Origin of the sequence: Micromonospora cynarisoli (assembly GCF_030518815.1) — a bacterium.
Classification (GTDB): Bacteria; Actinomycetota; Actinomycetes; order Mycobacteriales; family Micromonosporaceae; genus Micromonospora; species Micromonospora wenchangensis.
The window spans coordinates 6,899,179-6,925,563 of sequence record NZ_CP130426.1 but is presented as its reverse complement, the minus strand read 5'-3'; the positions used below and the strand labels follow the sequence as shown (position 1 = coordinate 6,925,563).

General features: G+C 74.1%; 6 protein-coding genes. 2 read left to right on the top strand and 4 right to left on the bottom strand.

Annotated elements, in window-relative coordinates:
- Positions 1–800: 800 nt before the first annotated feature.
- Positions 801–1,070 (top strand): DUF5988 family protein, encoded by a 270-nt coding sequence (locus Q2K16_RS30360; protein ID WP_302741837.1) that lies wholly within the window; start codon positions 801–803, stop codon positions 1,068–1,070.
- A 56-nt stretch (positions 1,071–1,126) separates the two neighbouring features.
- Here the strand turns inward: Q2K16_RS30360 and Q2K16_RS30355 are convergent, their stop codons facing one another.
- The gene (locus tag Q2K16_RS30355; protein WP_302741835.1) at positions 1,127–1,903 is read right to left on the bottom strand and encodes a thioesterase II family protein; all 777 of its coding nucleotides are present in this window, start codon (positions 1,901–1,903) and stop codon (positions 1,127–1,129) included.
- Positions 1,904–2,120: 217 nt separating this feature from the next.
- The gene (locus Q2K16_RS30350) at positions 2,121–3,899 is read right to left on the bottom strand and encodes an MFS transporter (protein ID WP_302741834.1); all 1,779 of its coding nucleotides are present in this window, start codon (positions 3,897–3,899) and stop codon (positions 2,121–2,123) included.
- A gap of 82 nt (positions 3,900–3,981) precedes the next feature.
- Between Q2K16_RS30350 and Q2K16_RS30345 the strand changes: the two genes are divergently transcribed.
- Positions 3,982–4,569 (top strand): TetR/AcrR family transcriptional regulator, encoded by a 588-nt coding sequence (locus tag Q2K16_RS30345; protein WP_302741833.1) that lies wholly within the window; start codon positions 3,982–3,984, stop codon positions 4,567–4,569.
- Between the two features lie 90 nt (positions 4,570–4,659).
- Here Q2K16_RS30345 and Q2K16_RS30340 read toward each other — a convergent pair whose 3' ends face one another.
- A complete protein-coding gene (locus Q2K16_RS30340; protein ID WP_302741832.1) occupies positions 4,660–4,923 on the bottom strand; it encodes a PqqD family peptide modification chaperone in 264 nt (87 codons plus the stop codon).
- 211 nt (positions 4,924–5,134) lie between these two features.
- Entirely contained in the window at positions 5,135–26,230 is a 21,096-nt protein-coding gene (locus Q2K16_RS30335; RefSeq protein WP_489671943.1) for an SDR family NAD(P)-dependent oxidoreductase, read from the bottom strand.
- Positions 26,231–26,385 lie beyond the last annotated feature (155 nt).

Genomic DNA, 26,385 nt, shown 5'->3' with positions numbered 1-26,385 from the left:
TCGAACGGGGCGCTGTCGCCTGGCGGGACAGGCCCCCGACGAAACCGTTCGGCTCGATGCCACGCGGTCCGCCGAGGCCTACCCGGCCACTGACCACGTCAGCCTGCAAACCGGGTCCTTCAATGAAGATGGTCAATTTAATGACGGCTTTCACCGCGCCTCGACGGCGACCCCAGCATACATAGACACCCGTACAAGACGGTAGTGGGGCGGTGATACTTCGTCACTGATATTACGCACGAGCGTGACGTTATGTCGGGTCGACGGCGTCGACCACGAAATTACCAATCGGTAGCAAATTCATGATCCAATAACCAGCCCACCGCGCCCACCTGCACAGATGGCCGCAGAATCGATCACCCAGCAGGTCGCTGACCTGGAAAAGGACCACTACAGAGGGTTCCCACCGGAACATTTACACCAAGTCGCCCTCAGCCACCTCCGACCACTACGACCTCGTCACACCGCCACCGAACGGACCAGAAGCATTAAAACGGGCAATTTACTCTTGAGGAAAAATTGAGTTTCGGTGAGAAGACGGAGCTATTACGGGCGCAATTCAAAGCTTGCCGCATTCCTGTCGACCTTGCGACATCGACACAGGTATCGCAAATGCGACCGGCCAGTCGGTAAAGTGGCCACAGGTTGTCCGGCGGCTGAAATCCAGTGGTGGACCGGCGGGTTAGGGGTTGCTTCCGGGTATACGCGAGCTTTCCCTACCGCCAGGCTGGAACCATCCGAGGGCAGTGACGTACGACACGGTATCGAAAGCGTCTCCGCCCCCAGCCGAGGAGGAAATCGTGGACGATCTCACATCGGTGAGCAGCCCGCGGCGATTCAGCGACGTTCGCGGTGACGACCACTTCGACGTGCTGCTGGAGGGTGGCCCGGTCGGCCTGCCGGCCACCACCCGGGCCCGCAGCGCACCGGCCGGCACCGGCCGGATCAAGGTGCCCTACCTGGGCGGCTACGAGCACTTCGAACGTTCTGGCGACCACGACGGCCGCAACGACGACGCCTCACAGGTGGTGGTCTTCCGCTGGACCATGCGGACCAAGATCGCCGAATGACGGTACGACTCAGGGGGCACCGGCGCTACCGGTGCCCCCTGAGTCGTCGTCGCGGATCAGCCGGTCGGCCCGCCGGGTCGTAGCGACGCCAACTCGGTGGCGATCAGCCGGATCACGTCGGCCGCATGGTCGTTGAGGTAGAAGTGCCCGCCCGGATACACCCGCACGTCACACTCGCCCGTGGTGTGTCGACGCCAGTCGTGCGCCTCGTCCAGGGTGGTCATCGGGTCGGCGTCGCCGGTGAGCACGGTGATCGGAGCGTCCAGGCGCTGCTCCGGATCGGCCCGGTAGGTCTCCACCGCCTTGTAGTCCCCGCGCACCGCCGGAAGAATCATCGGGAGCAGCTCCGGGTCGCCCAGCACGCGCGGGTCCGACCCGCTGAGCCGGGCCAGTTCCCGCAACACCCCGGCGTCGTCGCGGGTGTGCACGTACCGCTCGTCGCGGACCCGGGAGGGGGCCCGGCGGCCGGAGGCGAACAGCCGTACCGGCGGCCGGCCGGTCTCCCGCTGCAACCGCAGCCCCACCTCGTAGGCGATCACCGCACCCATGCTGTGGCCGAACAGCGCCACCGGCCGGTCCAGCCACGGCCGCAGCGCGCCGAACACCCCGTCGGCCAGCGCGGCGACGGTGTCCAGCACCGGCTCGTGTCGACGGTCCTGCCGGCCGGGGTACTGGATCGCCAGCACCTCCACGGTGGGCGTGAGCGCCCGGGACACCGGAAACAGGTAGCTGGCCGAGCCGCCGGCGTGCGGCAGCGCCACCAGCCGGATCGCGCTGGACGTCGACGGGTGGAACCGCCGCACCCACAGGTCGTTCTCTAGCGTTGCCGTCATCACTGGTCCTTCGGGGATCGACGCCGCGGGCACGCGCCCCGCAGCGGGACGTCTACAGCGGGAGGTCCCCGGGCCAGCGGTGTCCCGGCCGGCACGCCGACAGCGTCGCTGCGGTACCGGTGCCCGCTGACGAAGCGAGCGTAGGAACACCCGGGAGGCCGGGACAACCCCTACGCGGGTGCCCCGGCCCCCCTAGCCCGGCAACGGGATGCGGATCTCAGGCCACCGGATGGGCCGGACGGGTGCCGCCGGCCGGAGCGGCCGTGGACGGTCCGATGCGGACCTCCGGGCCGGGCGCGGCACCGGCGGGGCCGGCACCCTCGACGACCGTGCCGACCGGCAGCGTGTCGACCGGGACGGGTGCCGCGTCGACCGTGGCGGCGTCCGTGTCGGGGGCGGCGGACCCGTCGCCCGGCGGCCGGACGGCAGCGGCGGGGGTGGCGGGCTCGCCCTGACCACCCGACGTGTCCTGGCCCGGCACCGACGTGCCCACGTTGCGCAGTTGCACGGCGGCCAGTACCGCCGTCACCACCAGGATGCCGGCCGCGACGACCGCGGCGGTCCGCAACTCGGCGGCGAAAGCGGCGCGCGCCAGCGCCACCAGCGTGTCCCCCACAGCGGTGGTGAGCGTACGGCTCTCCTCGACCGCGCCACCCAGGGTCTCCCGGGCGGTCGCCCAGGAATCCGCCGACACCCCGTCCGGCGCCGCGCCGGAGAGCTGTCGCCGGTAGACGAACGTGCCGACGCTGCCGAGGATCGCGACGCCGAGCGCGGCACCGAGCTGACTGCCGGTCTCGGAGAGCCCGGCCGCGGCGCCGGCCCGCTCCGGCGGCGCGGTGGAGACGATCAGCTCGGCGCTCAACGTCAGCACCATCGCGACGCCACCGGTCATCAGCGCCTGACCGACGACCACCTGGGTCAGACCCGCCTCGTCGCCGACCTGGGCGAGCACCAGGCAGCCGGCGGCACCCACCAGCAGGCCACCGGCCGCGACGTAGGCCCGCCGGAAGCGCTGCGCCAACACCGGAGCCAGCACCGCCGCGCCGACGCCCGCCGCAGCGGCGGCCGGCAACGACCACAGCCCGGCGGTGAACGGACGCAGGCCGAGCACCAGTTGGAGGTACTGGCTGATGAAGAACATGAAGCCGACAAGCGCGAAGTTGGCGAGCACGTTCATCACGACCGCCGCGCTGAACGCCGGCGCACGGAACAGCCGGACGTCGATCACCGGGTCGGCGAGGCGTCGTTGCCGCCACACGAAGACGGCCAGGAAGAGCAACCCGCCGACCACCCCGGCCACCGGCGGCCAGTCCGCCCCATGTTCGGCGAACTGCTTGATGCCCCAGATCGTCGGCAGCACCGCGACGAACGCCAGCACCGTGCTGAGCAGGTCGAACCGCCCGGCCGCCGGGTCGCGGAACTCGGGGAGCAGCAGGGGGGCCAGGATCAGCAGGAGCACCATGATCGGAACGTTGATCTCGAAGACGGTGCCCCAGGAGAAGTACTGGAGCAGGGCACCCCCCGCCACCAGGCCGATGACGCCGCCAGCGGAGAACCCGGCCGCCCAGAGCCCGATCGCGGCACGCCGCTCGTTCTCGTCGTGGAACATGTTGCGGATCAACGACATGGTCGACGGCATGAGGGTCGCACCGGCGGCACCCATCACCGCCCTGGTCCCGATCAGCATGCCGGGACTGGTGGAGAGGGCCGTGGCCACGGATGCCGCACCGAACACGGCCGCGCCGATCATCAGCAGCCGACGGCGCCCGATCCGGTCCCCCAGCGTTCCCATCGGGATCAGCAGGCCGGCCAGCACGAAGGCGTAGACGTCGGTGATCCAGAGGAGTTGGCTGCTGGTCGGCTCAAGGTCCGCCGTGATGAACGGCAGGGCGTACGACAGCACGGTCATGTCCATGCTGATGATCAGTGTCACCATGACGAGAACCGCGAGGCCGATCCACTCGCGGCGGCCGGCCTTTGCCTGCGCTGTAGCCATGGCCGAAAGCTATCACCGCTTATATACAAGCGTATACATCCGGCGGGTGAATTAGGGGGTGGTTCCGAGTAGGGTGACGCCCGTGGGTCATCGGGAACGCCTGCTGGCAGGGGCCAGGGTCTGCCTCTACGAACGCGGCTACACACGCACCACCGCCCGCGACATCGTCGCCGCCTCGAACACCAACCTGGCGTCGATCGGTTACCACTTCGGCTCCAAGGAAGCCTTGCTGACCGCAGCTCTGGTCCAGGCGTTCGAGGAGTGGGGCGTCGAGATCGACCGGGTGCTGCGCGACGGCACCCAGCCCGACCTGATGGACCGGCTGGAGTCGATGTGGACCGGCCTGGTGGAGTCCTTCGGCTCGCACCGACCGCTCTGGGTCGCCGGGATCGAGGCGTTCGCGCTGGCCGAACACCTGCCGGTGCTGCGGGAGCAGTTGGCCGAGAGCTACAGCCGGGCCCGCCCCGCGCTGGCCGCCTTCGTCATCCAGAACGGCGGCGAGAACGTCAGCGAGGAGACCCGCAAGGCCGTCGGCTCGTTCCTGCTGGCACTGATGACCGGGCTGACGGTGCAGCGGCTGCTCGACCCCGAAGCAGCCCCCTCCGGCAAGGAACTGGCAGCGGCGCTGCGGCTGATCATCGGTGCGGTCGCCGGGGCCACCGACGACTGATCCGCCCTCCGGAACAGGGGTCGCGTCCGCCCCCTCGCCGAGGGCCGGGCCGGCACAGGGGGCCGACAGGGGTGGGACCCCGACCGACCGTCACTCCACCCGCACCAGTCCGGCGCGGAGCATGTCCTCCACCCACACGTCGACGTCCCGCCGGGTGGCCGCCGGATCGGCCGCCCACTGCCGGGCGAGAACACCCGCCGCGCGCTCCGGCGAGCCGCCCTGCTGCTGTAGGGCGATCCACATGGCCGCGGCGGTCGCCCCGAACCGGTATCGCAGTCCGTCCTCGGAGGTCAGCTCCAGCTGCCCACTCCGGGTGACCTTCGCGATGATTCCCTGTTCGAGTTGCACCCGCATCCTCCCTGCCTCTCCGCGTCCACCTGGTGGCACCTGCGGCGAACCGGTACGTCCATACCGCTTGGCAACTACCGTACGAGGTCGGGCGGTAACGCGATACGGTCATGGACCCACGTCGAAGGTGGACAAATACCCACCCCTCCACCGGGTGGGAAGACCCGAGGTCCGCCGGCCACCAGGGTGGCGGACCTCGGGTCCGGCAGCCGGAGGGTCAGTCCGACGCCTCCAGCTCGTCGTCGAGGATGTCGAACAGCTCGTCCGCGGAGACCGACGCCAGATCCCGGGCCGCCGGTTCCACGCTGGCCGTGCCGTACGCCGTGTTCCAGCGGGCCATCAACGCCTGCAGCCGGACGGTGATCCGGTTCCGCTCCGCATCGTCCGGCACGGTGCCGTCCAGCAGCACCTCCAACCGGGCCAGCTCGGCCTCCAGCGACGGCGCGGTAGGCGGCTCACCGCCCAGCTCCGTCCGGACGAACCGGGCCACCGCCGCCGGGCTCGGGTGGTCGTAGATGAGCGTCGCCGACAGCCTCAGCCCGGTGGCCGCACCGAGGCTGTTACGGAACTCCACCGCCGCGAGGGAGTCGAAGCCCAGCTCCAGGAAGCCCTTGTCCATGTCGACGACGTGCGGGCGGTCGTGGCCGAGCACCTCGGCCGCCCGACCCTGGACCAGCTCGGTGACCACCCGGTCGGCCTCCTCCGCCGGCAGACCGGCGAGCCGGTCCGCCAACGTCCGCTCCCCGGCCACCGCACCGGCCGCCACCCGACGCGCCGGAGCGCGGACCAGACCACGCAGCAACTGCGGCACCCCCTCGGCCCGGGCCCGCAACGCGGCCAGGTCGAGGCGGACCGGCAGCGCCAGCGCGGGCGTGGGGTGGGTGGTGGCGTCGAACAGCGCCAGCGCGTCGACGGTGGACAACGCACCCACCCCGGACCGGGCCATCCGCCGCAGGTCCGCCTCGCCCAGGTGTCCGGTCATCCCGCTGCCCGACTCGGCCCACAGACCCCAGGCCAACGAGGTGCCCACCAGGCCGTGCGCCCGACGGTGCTGGGCGAGGGCGTCCAGGTAGGCGTTGGCCGCGGTGTAGTTGGCCTGCCCGGCCGCACCGAGCGTGGCCGCCGCCGAGGAAAACAGGACGAACCAGCGCAGCGGCAGGTGCAGGGTGAGTTCGTGCAGGTGGCGGGCGGCCTCGGCCTTGGGGGCCACCACCCCCGCCAGCCGCTGCGGGGTCAGCGCGGGCAGCAGACCGTCGTCGAGCGCGCCCGCCGCGTGGATCACCCCGGTGAGCGGGTGCGCGGCGGGCACCCCGTCGAGCAGGGCCGCCACCGCCGACCGGTCGGCCAGGTCGCAGGCGGCAAGCGTCACCTCCGCACCGGCCGCCGTCAGGCGGGACACCAGTTCGTCGACGCCGGGTGCGGCCGGGCCACGCCGGCTGGCCAGGAGCAGCCGCCGGACGCCGTGCCGGGTCACGAGGTGTTCGGCGACGAGCCGGCCCAGCCCACCGGTGCCGCCGGTGACCAGCACGGTGCCGTCCGGGTCCGGGCCGGCGGGCAGCTCACCGGCAGCCGCCGGCAGCGGCGCGAGCCGGGGCACGAACAGCCCGCCGGAACGTACCGCCAGTTGCGGCTCGGCAGCGGCGGCGAGGGCCGTCCGCAGCCCGGCCGGGTCAACCCCGTCGACGTCGACCAGGACGAACCGGCCCGGGTTCTCCTCCTGCGCGGCCCGGACCAGACCCCAGACCGTGGCGTCGGCGGGCCGGGGCACGTCCTCCCCGTCGCCGGTGGCGATCGCGCGGGTCGTCACCAGGGCCAGCCGGGCACCGCCGAACCGGTCGTCGGCGAGCCACCGCTGGACCAGATCCAGCGCCCCGGCGGCGGCCGGCACCGGCGAGTCCGACGTGGCCCGCCAGGGCAGCACGACGGTCTGCGGCACGATGCCGGTCCGCGCGACGTCGGCCGCGAGCGCGGCCAGGTCCGGGTGGTGGGGCACCCCGAGGCCGAGGTCACCGTCACCGACCACCACCGTCGCGTCGGCCGGCCCGGCGTCCCCGGCCGGTACCGGGACCCAGTCGAGCTGGTACAGCGCCGAACGGTGGGCGGCACCCGCCACACCCAGCTGGTCGGTCGCGAGCGGCCGGACCACCAGCGCGGCGACCGAGGCGACCGGGGCGCCACCGGCATCGGCAAGATCGAAGGCGACCTCCTCCGGGCCGGTGCGGGTCAGCCGGACCCGCAGCGCCGTGGCGCCGGTGGCGTGCAGGGCGACACCGCGCCAGGCGAACGGCACCTGGAGCCGCCCGTCGTCGGGCTGGTCCGCCTCGGCCAGATCGAGGGCGTGCAGCACCGCGTCGAAGAGCGCCGGGTGCAGACCGAACCGGGCCGCCGAGGACCAGGCGTCCTCGGGGAGCGCCACCTCGGCGTACACCTCGTCGCCGCGTTGCCAGGCGGCCCGCAGCCCCTGGAACAGCGGGCCGTAGTGGTAGCCGGCATCGGCGAGCCGGTCGTAGCGCCCGTCCAGGTCGACCGGTTTGGCGTCGGCCGGCGGCCAGGTGTCGCCGGCGGCCACGGCCGGGACGGTGGCCGCCGCCGGAGCCAGCACGCCTGTGGCGTGCCGGGTCCACCCGTCACCGCCGTCCGCCGGGCGGGAGTGAACGGTGACCGAGCAACGGCCGGTCCCGTCGGGCGCCCCGACCACCACCTGCAGATCCACCCCGCCGCGCGGGGGCACGGTCAGCGGGGCCTCCAGGGTCAGCTCCTCCACCAGGCCACAGCCGACCTGGTCGCCGGCGCGGACGGCCAGCTCCACGAAGGCCGTCCCGGGCAGCAGCACCGTTCCGGCGAGGGCGTGGTCGGCCAGCCACGGATGGGTCCGCAGGGAGAGCCGGCCGGTCAGCACGGTGCCGTCGACGCCGGCCAACCCGACCACCGCGCCGAGCAGCGGGTGGGCGGCCGGACGCTGGCCGAGGCCGGGCACGTCGCCGTCGACCTCCGCCGGGGCGTCCAACCAGAGCCGGCGACGCTGGAACGGGTACGTCGGCAGTTCGGTGACCCGGGCGCCGGTCGGCGCGAACCAGGCCCGCCAGTCCACAGGCACGCCCCGGGTGTGCAGGGTCGCCAGGGCGGTGAGCAGGGTCATCGCCTCGTCCCGGCCGCTGCGCAGCACCGGCACCAGGGCGACGCCGTCGGTGGTGGTGACACACTCCCGGGCCAGCGCGGTGAGCACCGCGTCCGGGCCGACCTCCAGGTACGTGGTGACGCCCTCGGCCTCCAGGGTGGTGATCCCGTCGCTGAACCGGACCGCCTCCCGGACGTGCCGCACCCAGTAGCCGGGGTCGCGGATCTCGTCGGGGTCGGCGAGCCGGCCGGTCAGGTTGGACACCACGGGCACCCGCGGCGGGCTGAAGGTCAGGCCGGCGAGAACCTCGTGGAACTCGGCCAGCATCGGTTCCATGTGCGGCGAGTGGAAGGCGTGACTGACCCGCAGCCGCTTGATCCGGCGGCCCCGGGCCCGCCAACCGTCGGCGATCGCGCCCACGGCGTCGTGGTCACCGGAGACCACCACCGCCTGCGGACCGTTGACCGCGGCGATGCCCAGTTCGGCCTCGCGGCCGGCCAGTTCCCCGCGTACCTCCGCCTCGGACGCCTCGACGGCCACCATCGCGCCGTCCTCGCGCATGCTCTGCATCAGCCGGCCCCGCGCGGTGACCAGGGTGGCCGCGTCGGGCAGCGACAGCACCCCGGCGACGTGCGCCGCGGTGACCTCTCCGATGGAGTGCCCGGCGACCAGATCGGGTCGGATCCCCCACGAGTCGAGCAACCGGAACAGGGCCACCTCGATGGCGAACAGCGCGCTCTGGCTGTAGACGGTCTGGTCGAGCAGGGCGGCGTCGGCCACGTCCGGCTCGGTGTAGAGCACCTCGCGCAGCGGCCGGTCGAGCTTCGCGTCCAGGTGGGCGCTGACCTCCGCGAGCGCCTCGGCGAAGGCCGGGTACGCGGCGGCCAGTTCGCGGCCCATGCCGAGTCGCTGGGCACCCTGACCGGTGAAGAGCATGGCGAGTTTGCCGCCGACGGGGGTACCCCGGACCACCTCGCTGCCCTCGCCGCCCCGGGCCGTCTCCCGCAGCGCGCGCACCGCGTCGTCCCCGGCGGCGGCGACCACGACGGCCCGACGTTCCAGCGCCGCCCGGGTGGTGGCCAGCGAGTACGCCACGTCGAGGCTGGCGCCGGTGGCGGCGACCAGGTCGGCCTGGGCGCGCAGCGCCTCGTCCGAGCGGGCCGCGAGCAGCCACGGCAGGACGGGCGGGTCGACCGTCACGGCGACCTCGACCGGCGCGTCCTGCTCCGGGGGTGCCTGTTCGATGATGACGTGGGCGTTGGTGCCGCTGATGCCGAACGACGACACCCCGGCCCGCCGCGGCCGGTCCACCGCCGGCCACCGCTGCGGCTCGGTCAGCAGCCGCACCGCCCCGGCCGACCAGTCCACCTGCGGGGACGGCTCGTCCACGTGCAGGGTGCGGGGCAGCAGACCGTTCCGCATGGCCAGCACCATCTTGATCACGCCAGCCACACCCGCCGCACCCTGGGTGTGCCCGATGTTCGACTTGATCGACCCCAGCCACAACGGCCGGTCACCGGGCCGGCCCTGCCCGTACGTGGCCAGCAGGGCCTGCGCCTCGATCGGGTCGCCCAGGGTGGTCCCCGTGCCGTGCGCCTCGACCAGGTCCACCTGGTCGGGGGCGACGTTCGCGACAGCCAGCGCCTGCCGGATCACCCGCTGCTGGGAGGGACCGTTCGGCGCGGTCAACCCGTTGGACGCGCCGTCCTGGTTGATCGCCGAACCCCGCACCACGGCGAGCACGTGGTGACCGTTGCGCTCGGCGTCGGACAACCGCTCCAACAACAGCATGCCGACACCCTCGGACATCGCCGTGCCGTCCGCGCCGGCCGCGAAGGACCGGCACCGGCCGCCCGCGGCCAGCCCGCGTTGGAGGCTGAACTCGACGAAGGTGCTCGGAGTGGACATCACGGTGACGCCGCCGGCCAGGGCGAGGGAGCACTCCCCGGCCCGCAACGCCTGCACCGCCAGGTGGATCGCCACCAACGACGACGAACAGGCCGTGTCGACACTGACCGCCGGACCCTCCAACCCCAACGTGTACGAGATCCGCCCCGACGCGACACTGGACATGCTGCCGTTGCTCAGGTAACCAGCCACCTCGTCCGGCACGGAGGGCAGCCGGCTGCCGTAGTCGTGGTACATCACGCCGGTGAAGACGCCGGTCGGGCTGCCCTTGAGCGACGTCGGGTCGATGCCCGCCCGCTCCAGCGCCTCCCAGGAGCTCTCCAACAGCAGCCGCTGCTGCGGGTCCATCGCGACCGCCTCACGCGGGCTGATCCCGAAGAAGTCGGGGTCGAAGTCGGCCGCGTCGTAGAGGAAACCGCCCTCCAACGAGTACGTCCGGCCGGGCTTGCCGGGCTCCGGGTCGTAGAGGCTGTCGAGGTCCCAGCCCCGGTCGGTGGGGAACGCCGAGATGGCGTCCCCGCCGTCGACGAGGAGCTGCCACAGCTCCTCCGGGCTGCGGACCCCGCCGGGGAACCGGCAGCTCATCGCGACGATCGCGACGGGTTCGTCGGCCACCGGGCGGGACGGCTCGTCCGTCCGGGCCTCGGCCGGACCGCCGACGATGGTGTGGTGCAGATGGTCGGCGAGCGCGGCCGGGTTCGGGTAGTCGAAGACGAGTGTGGCGGGCAGCCGCAACCCGGTGGCGGTGTTCAGCCTGTTCCGCAGCTCCACGGCGGCAAGCGAGTCGAAGCCGAGTTCCTTGAACGCCCGGGCCGGTTCGACGGCGGTGCCGCTGTCGTGCCCGAGGACCGCCGCGACGCTGGCCCGGACCAGATCGAGCAGCATCCGGCGCTGGTCGTCCACGCCGAGGGTGGCGAGTTGCCGCTGTAGTCCGGAGCCGGTGACCGGGGCGGCCCCGGCACCGGCCGCCCGACGGGCGGGCAACCGGACCAGACCCCGGAACAGCGCCGGCATCTGCTGCCCCTGGGCGCGCAGCGCGGCGGTGTCCAACCGGATCGGCACCAGCGCCGGCTCGCCCGCCGCGACCGCCACGTCGAGCAGGGCCAGGCCCTGCTCGGAGTCGATCGGCAGGACACCGGAGCGGGCCATCCGGGCCACGTCGGCGTCGCCGAGGTGGGACGTCATCCCGCTGCGCTGCTCCCAGAACCCCCAGGCCAACGACGTGGCGGGCAGGCCGAGGGCATGCCGGTGGGCGGCCAGGGCGTCCACGAAGACGTTCGCGGCGGCGTAGTTGCCCTGCCCGGCCCCGTCGACGGCCCCGGCGGCGGAGGAGAACAGCACGAACGCGTCGAGGTTCCGGTCGAGGGTCAGCTCGTGCAGGTGCCAGGCCGGTTCGGCCTTGGCCCGCCAGACCGAGTCGAGCTGCGCCGGGGTCAGGGTGGCCAGCAGCCCGTCGTCGAGGACACCTGTGGTGTGCACGACCGCGGTCAGCGTGGGGATGCCGTCGAGCAGGGCGGCGACGGCGTCCCGGTCCGCCATGTCACAGGCGACGATCCGGACGGTCGCACCCAGGGCGGTCAGCTCGTCGAGCAGCTCCGTCGCGCCGGGGGCGGCGAGCCCCCGCCGCGAGGTGAGCACCAGGTCACGGACGCCGTGGCCGGCGACCAGGTGACGGGCCACCAGCGCACCCAGCACACCGGTGCCACCGGTCACCAGCACGCTGCCGTCGGCCCGCCACACCTCGCCGGAGCCGGCGAACCGGGTCAGCCGTGGCACCCGTACCTGGCCGTCCCGCAGGGACAACTCCGGCTCGCCGGTGCCCACCGCCGCCAGGATGTCTTCCACAGGCGTCTCCGGGTCGGCGTCCACCAGCACGAACTGGCCCGGGTTCTCCGCCTGCGCGGCCCGCACCAGGCCCCACACCGGGGCGTGGGCGAGGTCGGCACCGCCGTCGACGGCACCGTGGGTGACCACCACCAGTCGGGCGGCAGCCTGCGCCGGGTCGGCCAGCCAGGACTGGAGCAGGGCGAGGGTCTCCCCCACCGCCGTCCGGGCGGCGGTGGCCGGGTCGGTGTCGTCGCCGACCGGGGTGAGCGGGGCGAGCACGACGTCGGGGACACCGAAGCCGATCCCCTCCAGGTAGCCCCACGACTCGGTGGGGGTGCCGGTGGGGACCGTCGTCCAGTCGATGCGGTAGAGGTCGCCGTCGGTCGGGGCGGCGGTGGTGAGCTGGACCGGACGGGAGACGAGGGCACCGACGACGGCCACCGGGACCCCGTCGGGGTCGGCGAGGTGCAGGGTGGCGGACTCCGGCCCGGTGGCGGTGATCCGCACCCGCAGGGCGGTCGCCCCGGTGGCGTACAGGGTGACGTCGGTCCACGCGAACGGCAGGTACGGCGGCCGACCGGCGGGCACCGGCTCACCGATCCCCACCGCCTGGAGCGCGGCGTCCCACAGCGCCGGGTGCAGCCCGAAGCGGGCCGCGTCCGCGTTCGCCTCCTCCGGCAGGGCCACCTCGGCGTACACCACGTCGCCGGCCCGCCACGCCGCCTGCACGCCCTGGAACATCGGCCCGTACTCGTAGCCCTGGGCCATCAGGTCGTCGTACAGGCCCGCCGTCGGCACCGGCACCGCACCCGGCGGCGGCCACGCGGTCAGCGTGAACGCGGGGTCGGGGGTGTCGGCCGAGAGGATGCCGGAGCCGTGCCGGACCCAGCTCTCGGTGTGCTCCGGGCGGGAGTGCACAGTGACCGCGCGTCGGCCGGCCTCGTCGGGGGCTGCCAGCAGGAGTTGCACCTGGACGGCGCCCTGCGCGGGCAGGACCAGCGGAGCGTGCAGGGTCAGCTCGTCGAGGTGACCGACGCCGGCGTGCTCACCGGCGTGCAGCACCAGCTCGACGAGGCCCGTACCGGGCAGCAGCACCGTGCCGTTGACGGCGTGGTCGGCCAACCACGGATGGGTGTCCAGGGAGATCCGCCCGGTGAAGAGCACCTCACCGGACTCGGCCATGCCTACCGCGGCACCCCACAGCGGGTGGCCGGCGGAACCGAGCCCGGCGGCGGCGAGGTCGGCGGTGCTGCCGGTGGCGTTGATCCAGTACCTGCGGCGCTGGAACGGGTAGGTCGGCAGCGGCACCTCGCCACGGGGACGCGCCGGCAGCACCGGCGTCCAGTCCACCGCGACGCCCCTGCTGAACGCCTCACCCAGCGAGGTCAGCCAGCGGCGCAGACCACCCTCGCCACGGCGCAGCGAGCCGACGGCGGCGACCTCGACGCCCCCGTCGGCGGCGGTCTCCTCGATGCCCATGGTCAGCACCGGGTGGGCGCTGCACTCCAGGAACACCCGCATGCCGGCGGCCAGCAGGACCCGGGTGGTCTCCTCGAACCGCACCGTCTGCCGCAGGTTGGTGTACCAGTACCGGGCGTCCAGGCCGGCGGTGTCGAGCACACCCGCGGTGACCGTCGAGTAGAACGGCACGCGGGAGGCGCGGGGGGTGATCCCGGCGAGGACGTCGAGCAGCCGCTGTTCGATCAGCTCGACCTGGGCGGAGTGCGAGGCGTAGTCCACGTTGACCCGCTTGGCCCGGTGGCCCTCGGCGGTGAGGGTGGCGACCAGGTCGTCGACCGCGTCGGGATCGCCGGAGACGACCACGGAGGAGGTGCCGTTGACGGTGGCGACGGAGATCCGCCCGGCGTAGCCGGTCAGCCGCTCGGCCGCCTCCCGCTGGGGCAGGCCGACGGAGGCCATCGCGCCCCGCCCCGCCAGCTCCTCCGCGATGGCCAGGCTGCGCAACGCCACCACGGCGGCGCCGTCGCGCAACGACAGGCCACCCGCCACGACGGCGGCGGCGATCTCACCCTGCGAGTGACCGATCACCGCGTCCGGCTCCACGCCGTACGCGCGCCACAGCCCGGCCAGCGACACCATGACCGCCCAGAGCACCGGCTGCACCACGTCCACCCGGTCCACCGGTGGACTGCCCTCCACCCCACGCAGCACGTCGGTCAACCGCCACGGCACGAACTCCGACAACGCCGCGCCGCACTCGTTGATCCGCTCGGCGAACACCGGCGACGAGTCGAGCAACTCCACCGCCATGCCCAGCCACTGCGCGCCCTGCCCGGGGAAGACGAAGACGGTGCCGCCCTGGAGCACCCCGGGGGCGGTGCCGCTCTCGGCGAAGGCCCGCGCCCCGGCGACGAACTCGGCCCGGTCGCCGACGATCACCGTCCGCCGGTCCAGCAGCGCCCGCCCGGTCGCCAGCGCGTACGCGAGGTCACCCGGCCGTGCGGTGTCGCTCCCGGCGACGGCGGCCACCCGTCCGGCCTGCTCCCGCAGGGCCTGGTCGGTACGGGCGGACAGCGCCCAGGGCAGGATCTCCGGCTCCGGGGCGTCGGCCGGTGGCTCCTCGACCGGGGGTGCCTGTTCGAGGATGACGTGGGCGTTGGTGCCGCTGATGCCGAACGACGACACCCCGGCCCGCCGCGGCCGGTCCACCGCCGGCCACCGCTGCGGCTCGGTCAGCAACTGCACGTCCCCGGCCGTCCAGTCGATCTGCGGGGACGGCTCGGTCACGTGCAGGGTGCGGGGCAGCAGACCGTTCCGCATGGCCAGCACCATCTTGATCACGCCGGCCACACCCGCCGCACCCTGGGTGTGCCCGATGTTCGACTTGATCGACCCCAGCCACAACGGCCGGTCACCGGGCCGGCCCTGCCCGTAGGTGGCCAGCAGGGCCTGGGCCTCGATGGGGTCGCCGAGGGAGGTGCCGGTGCCGTGCGCCTCCACCACGTCCACCTCGGTCGCCGGGATGCCCCCGGCGGCCGCGAGTGCCTGCCGGATGACCCGCTGCTGGGAGGGGCCGTTCGGCGCGGTCAACCCGTTGGACGCGCCGTCCTGGTTGATCGCCGAACCCCGCACCACGGCGAGCACGTGGTGACCGTTGCGCTCGGCGTCGGACAACCGCTCCAACAACAGCATGCCGACACCCTCGGACATCACGGTGCCGTCCGCGCCCGCCGAGAAGGACTTGACCCGGCTGTCGGCGGCCAGCCCGCGTTGGAGGCTGAACTCGACGAAGGTGTCCGGGGCGGACATCACGGTGACGCCGCCGGCCAGGGCGAGGGAGCACTCCCCGGCCCGCAACGCCTGCACCGCCAGGTGGATCGCCACCAACGACGACGAACAGGCCGTGTCGACACTGACCGCCGGACCCTCCAACCCCAACGTGTACGAGATCCGCCCCGAGGCCACGCTGGCCATGCTGCCGTTGCCCAGGTAACCCACCAGGTCCTCGGGGACCTCCGGCAGCCGGCTGGCGTAGTCGTGGTACATCACCCCGGCGAAGACGCCGGTGAGGCTGCCGCGCAGCGAGGTGGGGTTGATGCCGGCCCGCTCCAGCGCCTCCCACGAGGTCTCCAGCAGCAGCCGCTGCTGCGGGTCCATCGCGACCGCCTCGCGCGGGCTGATCCCGAAGAAGTCGGGGTCGAAGTCGGCCGCGTCGTAGAGGAAACCGGCTTCCATCGAGTACGTCTTGCCGGGCTTGCCGGGCTCCGGGTCGTAGAGGTTGTCGAGGTCCCAGCCCCGGTCGGTGGGGAACGGCGTGATCGCGTCCGTCCCGTCGACGAGGAGCTGCCACAGCTCCTCCGGGCTGCGGACCCCGCCGGGGAACCGGCAGCTCATCGCGACGATCGCGACGGGTTCGTCGTCGGCGATCGCGGTGGCGACGGTGGGGGCGGCCGGGGCGACCGCGCCGAGGAGCCGGGTGTGCAGGTAGTCGGCAAGCACCGTGGGGTTCGGGTAGTCGAAGACCAGGCTGGCCGGCAGCCGCAGCCCGGTGGCGGTGTTGAGCCGGTTGCGCAGTTCCACGGCGGCCAACGAGTCGAAGCCGATCTCCCGGAACGCGCGGGCCGGTTCCACGGTGGCCGGGCTGTCGTGGCCGAGGACCGCTGCCACGTCGGCCCGGACCAGGTCGAGCAGCAGACGCCGCTGTTCGGTGTCGGTCAGCCCGGTCAGTCGCCGTTGCAGCGCCGATCCGCCGACCGGCGTCCGACCCGCCTCGGCGGCCCGCCGGGCCGGGAGCCGGACCAGGCCCCGGAACAGGGCCGGCATCGACTGGCCCTGGGCGCGCAGCGCGGCGGTGTCCAACCGGATCGGCACGAACGCCGGCTCGCCGGTGGCCACCGTCGCGTCGAGCAGCGCGAGGCCCTGCGCGGAACTGATGGGCAGGATGCCGGAGCGGGCCATCCGGGCCAGGTCGGCCTCGCCGAGGTGCGCGGTCATCCCGCTGCGCTCCTCCCACAGACCCCAGGCCAGGGAGGTCGCCGCGAGGCCGAGCCCACGTCGGTGCGCGGCCAGGGCGTCGAGGAACACGTTCGCCGCCGCGTAGTTGCCCTGCCCGGAGCCGTCCACCACACCGGCGGCCGAGGAGAAGAGCACGAACGCCGACAGGTTCCGGTCCCGGGTCACCTCGTGCAGGTGCCAGGCGGGGGTGGCCTTCGCCCGCCACACCCCGTCGAACTGCGCCGCGGTCAGCGAGGTCACCAACCCGTCGTCGAGGACACCCGTGGTGTGCACCACCGCCGTCAACCCCGCAATCCCGGCCACCAGGGCGGCGACGGCCTCCCGGTCGGCCAGGTCACACGCGGTCACCTCGACGGTGGCGCCGAGACCTGTCAGTTCCTCGCGCAGCTCCACCGCACCCGGCGCCGCCGGCCCCCGCCGGGAGGCCAGGACCAGGTCACGGACGCCGTGCACGGCGACCAGGTGCCGGGCGACCAGCGCGCCCAGCACACCCGTGCCGCCGGTCACCAGGACGGTGCCCTCCGCCCGCCAGCCGGCGTCGTCGGTGGCGGCGCGGGCCAGCCGTGGCACCCGTACCCGCCCGTCGCGCAACGACAGCTCCGGCTCGCCGGTGCCCACCGCCGTGACGATCTCCTCGACCGGCGTCTGTGGGGCGGCGTCCACCAGCACGAACTGGCCGGGGTTCTCCGCCTGCGCGGCCCGTACCAGACCCCAGACCGGGGCCTGGACCAGGTCGGTGACCCCGTCGGCCGCCCCACTGGTCAGCACCACCAGCCGGGACTCCGCCGACCGGGGGTCGGCCAGCCAGCGTTGGAGCAGCCCGAGCGTCGTCGCGGCGACGGTCCTCGCCGCCGACTCGACGTCGTCGGCCTGCGGGGTGGTGAGGCGGGTCAGGACCAGTTCCGGACGTTCGTCGCCGAGGTCCTCGAGGTACGCCCAGGAGGTGATCGGCGCGGTGGGCGTCGGCAGGGTGGTCCAGTCGACGCGGTAGAGGTTGCCGTCGGTGGCGGTCCCGGCGGCGAGCTGCACCGGCCGGGACACCAACGCACCGACCTCGGCCACCGGTGCGCCCGTCGGATCGGCCAGGTGCAGGGCCACCGCATCGGTGCCCGCCGGGGTGATCCGCACCCGCAGGGCGGTGGCACCGGCGGCGTGCAGCGTCACGTCCGTCCACGCGAACGGCACCGACGGCGGCTGGTCCGCGGGCACCTGTTCGCCGATGCCCACGGCGTGCAGCGCCGCGTCGAGCAACGCCGGGTGCAGACCGAAGCGCGCCGCGTCGGCGTGGGCATCCGCCGGCAACGACACCTCCGCGTACACCGTCTCGCCGGCCCGCCACACGGCCTGCACGCCCTGGAACACCGGACCGTACTCGTACCCCTGGGCCACCAGGTCGTCGTAGAACCCGTCCACCGGCACGGACACCGCGCCCGGCGGCGGCCAGGCGGTCAGGTCGAAGCTGGCCACGGCCGGGGTGGCGGCGAGCACCGCGGTGGCGTGCCGGGTCCACGGCAGATCCGGGTCGGCGTGCTCGGGCCGCGAGTGCACGGTGACGGTACGCCGGTCCGCCTCGTCGGCGGCCGTCATCAGCAGTTGCACCTGCATCGCGCCGCCGTCGGGCAGCAGCAGCGGAGCGTGCAGGGTCAGCTCTTCGAGATGCCCGAGGCCCACGTGGCCCCCGGCGTGCAGGACGAGCTCGACGAAGCCGGTACCGGGCAGCAGCACCGCGCCGGAGACCGCGTGATCGGCCAACCACGGCTGGGCGTCCACGGAGAACCGGCCGGTGAACAGCACCTCGCCGGACTCGGCCATCGACACCGACGCCCCCCACAGCGGGTGGCCCGCCGTCCCGAGGCCCACCGACGCCACATCGGTCGCCGCCGTGGTGGCGTTGATCCAGTAGCGGCGACGCTGGAAGGGGTAGGTCGGCAGCGCCGTGGTGCGGGCGCCGGTGGGCGCGAACCAGGCCCGCCAGTCCACCGCCACGCCCCGGGTGTGCAGGGTCGCCAGGGCGGTCAGCAGGGTCGTCGGCTCGTCCCGGCCGGCGCGGAGCGCCGGCACCAGGGCCACCGCGTCCTCGTCGGTGACACAGTCCCGACCCATCGCCGTCAGCACCGCGTCCGGACCCACCTCCAGGAACGTGGTGACGCCCGCTGCCTGGAGAGCGGCCACGCCGTCACTGAAGCGCACCGACTCCCGCACGTGCCGCACCCAGTAGTCCGGGTCGCGCAGCTCCTCCGGGTCGGCCACCGCACCGGTCACGTTGGACACCACCGGCAGCTGGGGCCGCTCGAACGTCAGACCGGAGAGGACCTCGTGGAACTGCGCCAGCATCGGCTCCATGTGCGGCGAGTGGAAGGCGTGGCTGACCCGCAGCCGCTTCGTCCGCCGGCCCTGACCCCGCAGACCCGCCGCGACCGACTCCACCGCGTCGGCGTCACCGGAGACGACCACCGCCCGGGGACCGTTCACCGCCGCGATGCCCACCCGCGCCTCCAGGCCGGTCAGCGCGGCCCGCACCTCCGCCTCGGACGCCTCGACGGCGACCATCGCACCGTCCTCGCGCATCGACTGCATCAGCCGGCCCCGCGCCGCGACCAGGGTCGCCGCGTCAGCCAGCGACAACACCCCGGCCACGTGGGCGGCCGAAACCTCGCCGATCGAATGCCCGGCCACCATGTCGGGCCTGACCCCCCACGACTCCAGCAGGCGGAACAACGCCACCTCGACGGCGAACAACGCCGCCTGGCTGTACATCGTCTGATCCAGCGGCGCCGCGTCGGCCGCCTCCGGCCCGGTGTAGAGCACCTCCCGCAGCGGCCGGTCGAGCTTCGCGTCCAGGTGGGCGCTGACCTCATCGAACGCCTCGGCGAACGCCGGGTACGCCGCCGCCAGCTCACGGCCCATCCCCCACCGCTGCGCTCCCTGGCCGGTGAACAGCACCGCCAACTTCCCGACCGACGGCGACCCGTACACCACGTCGGACGAGTCGCTTCCCTCCGCCACGCACCGCAGGGCACGGGCCGCGTCCTCGCCCGCCGCGGCCACCACCACGGCCCGGCGTTCCAGCGCCGCCCGCGTCGTCGCCAACGAGTACGCCACGTCCAGGCCGGCACCCGTCGCGGCGACCCCGTCGGCCTGCGCCCGCAGCGCCTCGACCGACCGCGCGGACAGCAGCCACGGCAACACCGCCGGGGCCGTCACCTCGGCCGGTGCAGGCTCCTGCTCCGGGGGTGCCTGTTCGAGGATGACGTGGGCGTTGGTGCCACTGATGCCGAACGACGACACCCCGGCCCGCCGCGGCCGGTCCACCGCCGGCCACCGCTGCGGCTCGTTGAGCAGCCGTACCTCCCCGGCCGACCAGTCGATCTGCGGCGAGGGCTCGTCGGCGTGCAGGGTGCGCGGCAGCAGGTCGTTGCGCATCGCGAGCACCATCTTGATCACTCCGGCCACACCCGCCGCGCCCTGGGTGTGCCCGATGTTCGACTTGATCGACCCCAACCACAACGGCCGGTCCGCCGGTCGGTCCTGCCCGTACGTGGCCAGCAGGGCCTGCGCCTCGATCGGGTCGCCGAGCGCCGTGCCGGTGCCGTGCGCCTCCACCGCGTCCACCTCGGTCGCCGGGATGCCCCCGGCCGAGGCCAGGGCCTGCCGGATGACCCGCTGCTGGGAGGGGCCGTTCGGCGCGGTCAGACCGTTGGACGCGCCGTCCTGGTTGGTCGCCGAACCCCGGATGACAGCCAGCACCTGGTGCCCGTTGGCCCGGGCGTCGGAGAGGCGCTCCAGCAGCAGCATGCCCGCGCCCTCGCCCCAGCCGGTGCCGTCCGCACCGGCGGCGAAGGACTTCGACCGGCCGTCCCGGGCCAGGCCACGCTGGAGGCTGAAGTCGAGGAACGTGTCCGGGGTGGACATCACGGTGACACCACCGGCCAGCGCCAGGGAGCACTCCCCGGCCCGCAACGCCTGCACCGCCAGGTGGATGGCGACCAGGGACGACGAGCAGGCCGTGTCGATCGACACCGCAGGCCCCTCCAGCCCGAGGGTGTAGGCGACCCGGCCGGAGACGATGCTGGCGAGGCTGCCGTTACCCAGGTAGCCGGCCAGGTCCTCGGGCACCTGGTGCAGCCGCAGCGCGTAGTCGTGGTACATGACGCCGGCGAAGACGCCGGTCGGGCTGCCCTTGAGCGACGTCGGGTCGATCCCGGCCCGCTCCAGCACCTCCCACGAGGTCTCCAGCATCAACCGTTGCTGCGGGTCCATCGCGACCGCCTCGCGCGGGCTGATCCCGAAGAAGTCCGCGTCGAAGTCGGCCGCGTCGTAGAGGAAACCGCCCTCCATCGAGTACGTCTTGCCGGGCTTGCCGGGCTCCGGGTCGTACATGCCGGCCAGGTCCCAGCCCCGGTCGGCGGGGAACGGCGAGACCGCGTCGACGCCGCCGTCGAGCAGTTCCCACAGCTGCTCCGGGGTGGCCACCCCGCCGGGGAAGCGGCAGCTCATCGAGACGATCGCGATCGGCTCCTGGGTGAACGAGGCTGCGGCGGGTTCCGGCGTCGCCACGTCCGCGCCCGTGCCCAGCACGGTGGAGACCACGAACTCGGCCAGCGCCGCCGGGGTCGGGTAGTCGAACGCCAGGGTCGCCGGCAGTCGCAGCCCGGTGGCCGCCTTGAGCCGGTTGCGCAGCTCGACCGCGGCCAGCGAGTCGAAGCCCAACTCGTTGAAGGCCCGGCGCGGCTCGATCGCCTCCGCGCCGTCGTGGCCGAGCACGGCGGCGACGTGCTCGCGGACCAGGTCCAGGGTGAAGCGGTCCCGCTCGGCCTGGCTGAACGCGGCGAACTGCCGGGCCAGCCCCTGCGTGGCGTCGGCCGGGCCGGCGGCCTGGGCGCTGCGGCGCGCCGGCACTGGCACCAGGCCGCGCAGCAGCGCCGGCACCCCGTCCGGCCGGTTGCGCAGCGCGGTCAGGTCGACCCGGATCGGGGCGAGCACCGGCTCGTCGACGCCGAGCGCCGCGTCGAGCAGGGCCAGGTTCTCCGCCGGGCTGAGCCCGGGCATGCCGGAACGCTCGATGCGCTGCAACGCGGCGGCGTCCAGTTGGCCGCCCATGCCGCTGTCACCGGTCCACAGACCCCAGGTGAGGGCGACGGCGGGCCGGCCCTGCGCCCGGCGGGTGGCGGCCAACGCGTTGAGGGTGGCGTTCGCGGCGGCGTAGTTGCCCTGCCCGGCGCAGTCGAGCAGGCTCGCCAGGGAGGAGAAGAGCACGAACGCGGTCAGGTCGGCGTCGCGGGTCAACCGGTCGAGGTTGACCGCGCCGTCCAGCTTGGCCTTCAGCACCGCGTCGAGCCGCTGCGGGGTGAGCGAACCGATAGTCCCGTCGTCGACGATGCCGGCGGCGTGCACCACCGCCCGCAGCGGCCGGTCGGCCGGGACGGCGGCGAGCAGCGCGGCCAGGGCGTCGGCGTCGGCCGCGTCGCAGGCGGCCACGTCGACGGTCGCGCCTGCCGCTTCCAGCTCGGCGCGCAGCTCCGCCACGCCGGCCGCCGCCGGGCCGCTGCGGCTGGTCAACAGCAGGTGGCGTACGCCGTGCCGGCCGGCCAGGTGCCGGGCGACGTGCGCGCCGAGCCCACCGGTGCCGCCGGTGACCAGCACCGTGCCGTCGGTCGGCCAACCGGCCTCGCCGGTGCCGTCGGGGGTGGTGGCGACCCGGGCCAGCCGGGGCACACTGATCTCCCCGTCGCGTACCCGCAGCTCCGGTTCGCCGGTGGCCAGGGCGGCGGCCAGCAGCGGCGTGGGGGCGTCGGCGAGCCGGACGGTGACGAACCGGTCCGGGTTCTCCGTCTGCGCGGCCCGCAGCAGACCCCAGACCGCCTCGGTGGCGAGGTCGTCGGCGCGGCTGACGAAGACCAGCCGGGTGCCGGCCAGCCGCGCGTCGGCCAGCCACTGCTGCAGCAGCGTCAACGCCCCTGCGGTGGCGGCCCGGACGTCACCGGCCCCGACCCCGACGAACGCCCACTCGGGGGTGGTGGCGCCGGCGTCGATCGCGGCGCCCAGCGCGGCCGGGTCGGCGTGCCGGGCGGCCGTGCCGATCCGCTCGTCGCCGAGCACCACCCAGCGGGGGGTGCCCGCCGGGGCGGGCCGGTGACCGAGCTTCGTCCACTCCAGCCGGAACAGCCGCTCGTGGTAGCCGCCCCGGGCGGCGGTGAGCTGGGCGGTGGAGACCGGCCGGGAGACGAACGACCGCACCGAGGCCACCGGTGCGCCGGTGGCGTCGGCGAGGGTCACCGAGACGCTGTCCCCGGCGGCCGGGGCGATCCGCACCCGCACCTCGGCCGCACCGGCGGCGTGCAGGGTGACGTCGTTCCAGGCGAACGGGATGCGCACCTCGTCGTCGGTGGGCTCGCCCCGGCGGGCCGCGTCGATGGCGTGCAGGGCGGCGTCCAGCACCGCCGGGTGCAGGCCAAAGCGGGCCGCCTCGGCCCGGCTGTCGGCGGGGAGCGCGACCTCGGCGTACACCTCCTGGCCGCGTCGCCAGACGGCCTTGAGGCCCTGGAAGACCGGGCCGTAGCCGTAGCCCTGGTCGGCGAGTTCGGTGTAGATGCCGGTCAGGTCGACAGGCCGGGCGTCGCGCGGCGGCCACTGGGTGAGCGGCTGCCCGGCGTCGGCGGCCTCCGGGGTGAGGAAGCCGCTGACGTGCCGAGTCCAGAGCTGGTCGTCCGGGTCGGACCCGTCGGGGCGGGAGTAGACGGCCACCGGGCAGCGGCCGGCCGGGTCGGCGGCGCCGACGACCACCTGGAGGGCGACGCCGCGCTCGTCCAGCGCCAGCGGGGCCTGGAGGGTCAGCTCCTCGACGGTGGGACAGCCGACCTGGTCGCCGGCCCGCACGGCCAGTTCGACGAAGGCGGTGCCGGGCAGCAGCGCCACCCCGGAGATGGTGTGGTCGGCCAGCCACGGGTGGCTGCGCAGCGACACCCGACCGGTGAGCACCACGCCGTCGCCGCCGGCCAGGCCGACGACCGCGCCGACCAGCGGGTGCCCGGCGGCGAGCTGACCGAAGCCGGTCGCGTCGGCGCTGCCGCCACCGGACTCCATCCAGAACCGGCGACGCTGGAACGGGTACGTGGGCAGCGCGACCCGGCGGGCCCCGCGGGCGGCGAAGAACGCCGTCCAGTCCACCGGCACACCGCGTACGTGGGCGCGGGCGACGGCGGCGACGACGTCGGTCTCCTCGTCGTGGTCGGCGCGCAGCAGTGGGGCGAAGACCGCGTCGGCGTCGTCGTCGAGGCAGGCCGGACCCATCGCGGAGAGCACACCGGCCGGGCCGAGTTCGAGGAAGGTGGTGATCCCCTCGTCGGCCATCGCCCGGACGGCATCGGCGAACCGGACGCTGTCACGCACGTGCCGCACCCAGTAGTCGGGGTCGCACAGTTCACCGGAGAGCACCGGCCGGCCGGTGACCGTGGACACGACCGGGATGGTCGGCGGACGGTAGGTGAGCACGTGCGCCAGCCGGCCGAACTCGGCGAGCATCGGCGTCATCAGCGGCGAGTGGAAGGCGTGGCTGACCTTCAGCCGCTTCGTCTTGTGCCCGGCGGCGGCGAGGGCGGCGACCACCTCCAGCACGGCGTCCTCGTCACCGGAGACCACCACCGAGGCGGGGCCGTTCACCGCGGCCAGGCCCACCTGCGCCTCACGGCCGGCCAGCAGCGGGCGGACCTGCTCCTCGGTGGCCTGCACCGAGATCATCGCGCCCTCGGCAGGGAGCTGCTGCATGAGCCGGCCACGGGCGGCGACCAGCAGGGCGGCGTCCTCCAGGGAGAGCACCCCGGCGACGTGGGCGGCGGCCAGCTCACCGATCGAGTGCCCGGCGAGCAGGTCCGGCCGGACCCCCCACGACTCCAGCAGCCGGAACTGGGCGACCTCCACCGCGAACAGCGCGCACTGGGTGTAGGCGGTCTGGTCGAGCAGGGCCGCCTCGGCGGTGCCGGGCTCGGCGAACAGCACGTCGGCCAGCGGCACGTCCAGTTGCAGGTCGAGCCAGCCGCAGGCGTCGTCGAACGCGGCGGCGTAGACCGGGTAGCTGCGGTGCAGCTGCCGGCCGGCGTCCAGCCGCTGGCTGCCCTGCCCGGTGAACAGGAAGCCGAGCCCCCCACCGGTGGCCTGCCCCAGGTGCACGCCGGGCACGTCGCCACCGGCGGCGAGGGCGGCCAGGTCCCCGGCCGCCCCGGCCCGGTCCCGGGCCACCAGCACCGCCCGGTGCTCCAGCGCCGTCCGGGTGGTGGCCAGCGAGTACGCGACGTCGAGCAGTTCCGGGTTGTCCCCGTCGGTGCCGACGACGGCGAGCAGCGCGGCGGCCTGGTCGCGCAGCGCCGCCTCGCCGCGGGCGGAGAGCACCACCGGCAGCACCTCGCTGGGCAGTTGCGGCACGGCGGGCACGGCCTCGTCGTCGACGGCCGGTGGCTCCTCGACGATGACGTGCGCGTTGGTGCCGCTGACCCCGAACGAGGAGACCCCGGCCCGGCGCGGGTGGCCCGGGTCATCCCACGGGCGGGCCTCGGTGAGCAGCGCGACGGTGCCGGCGGACCAGTCCACGTTGGGGGTGGGCGCGTCGACGTGCAGGGTCTGCGGCAGCACCCGGTGCCGCATCGCCATCAGCACCTTGATCACACCGGCGACACCGGCGGCGGCCTGCGAGTGGCCGATGTTGGACTTCAGCGAACCGAGCCACAGCGGCCGGTCGGCGGGACGTTCCCGGCCGTAGGTGGCGATGATCGCCTGCGCCTCGATGGGGTCGCCGAGCCGGGTGCCGGTGCCGTGCGCCTCGACCAGGTCGACGTCGGTGGGGGCCAGGCCGGCCGAGGCCAGCGCGGACATGATCACCCGCTGCTGGGACGGGCCGTTCGGGGCGGTCAACCCGTTGGACGCGCCGTCCTGGTTGATCGCCGAACCCCGGATCACCCCGAGCACCCGGTGGCCGTTGCGGCGGGCGTCGGAGAGCCGCTCCAGCACCAGGATGCCGACCCCCTCGGCCCAGCCGGTGCCGTCGGCCGCCGCCGCGAACGGCTTGCACAGCCCGTCCGGGGCGAGGCCACGCTGCCGGCTGAACGCGGTGAACGCGCCCGGGTGCACCATCACCGCGACGCCGCCGGCCAACGCGGTGGTGCACTCGCCACGCTGCACCGCCTGGCAGGCCAGGTGCAGGGCGACCAGCGAACCCGAGCAGGCGGTGTCCACGGTCAGCGTCGGGCCCTCGAAGCCGAAGGTGTAGGCGAGCCGGCCGGACACCACGCTCGGCGCGTTGCCGGTGAGCAGGTAGCCGTCCAGCCCCTCCGGGGCCTCGTGCAGGCGGGGGCCGTACTCCTGCGGTTCGGCGCCGATGAAGACACCGGTCTGGCTGCCGCGCAGCGACGCCGAGTCGATGCCGGCGTCCTCCAGCGCCTCCCAGGCGGTCTCCAGCACCAGCCGCTGCTGCGGGTCCATCGTCATCGCCTCGCGCGGGCTGATGCCGAAGAAGTCCGCGTCGAACTCGGCCGCGCCCTCCAGGAAACCGCCCTGGCGCACGTAGGTCTTGCCCGGCTTGCCCGGGTCGGGGTCGTAGAGCCCGTCGGTGTCCCAGCCCCGGTCGGTCGGGAAGTCGCTGATCACGTGGCGGCCCTCGAAGACCAGCCGCCACAGGTCGTCGGCTGAGGTGCTGTGCCCCGGGTAGCGGCAGCCGATGCCGACCACGGCGATCGGCTCGTCGTCGGCGGGCCGCCGCAGCGGCGCGGCGGCCGGCGCGGAGGCGGCGTCCCCACCGAGCAGGGTGCGCAGCAGCCGCCCGACCGCCTGCGGCGTCGGGTGGTCGAAGACCAGGGTGACCGGCAGGTCCAGGCCGGTCGCGGCGGTGAGCCGACGGTGCAGCTCGACCGCGGCGAGCGAGTCGAAGCCCAGGTCGCGGAAGGGCCGGCCGGGCTCGACGGCGTCCGGGCCGTCCGGCAGTACGGTCCGCAGCACGTCGCGGGCCTGCTCCCGGACCAGCGCGGTGAGCGCCCGGTCCTGCTCGTCGGCCGTGCGGCCCTCCAGCCGCCGCCGCAGTGCCGACAGGGCGTCGGGCTCGGCACCGGTGGGGTTCACGGACTCGCTCATGGCACGCTCCACTAGGTCTCCGG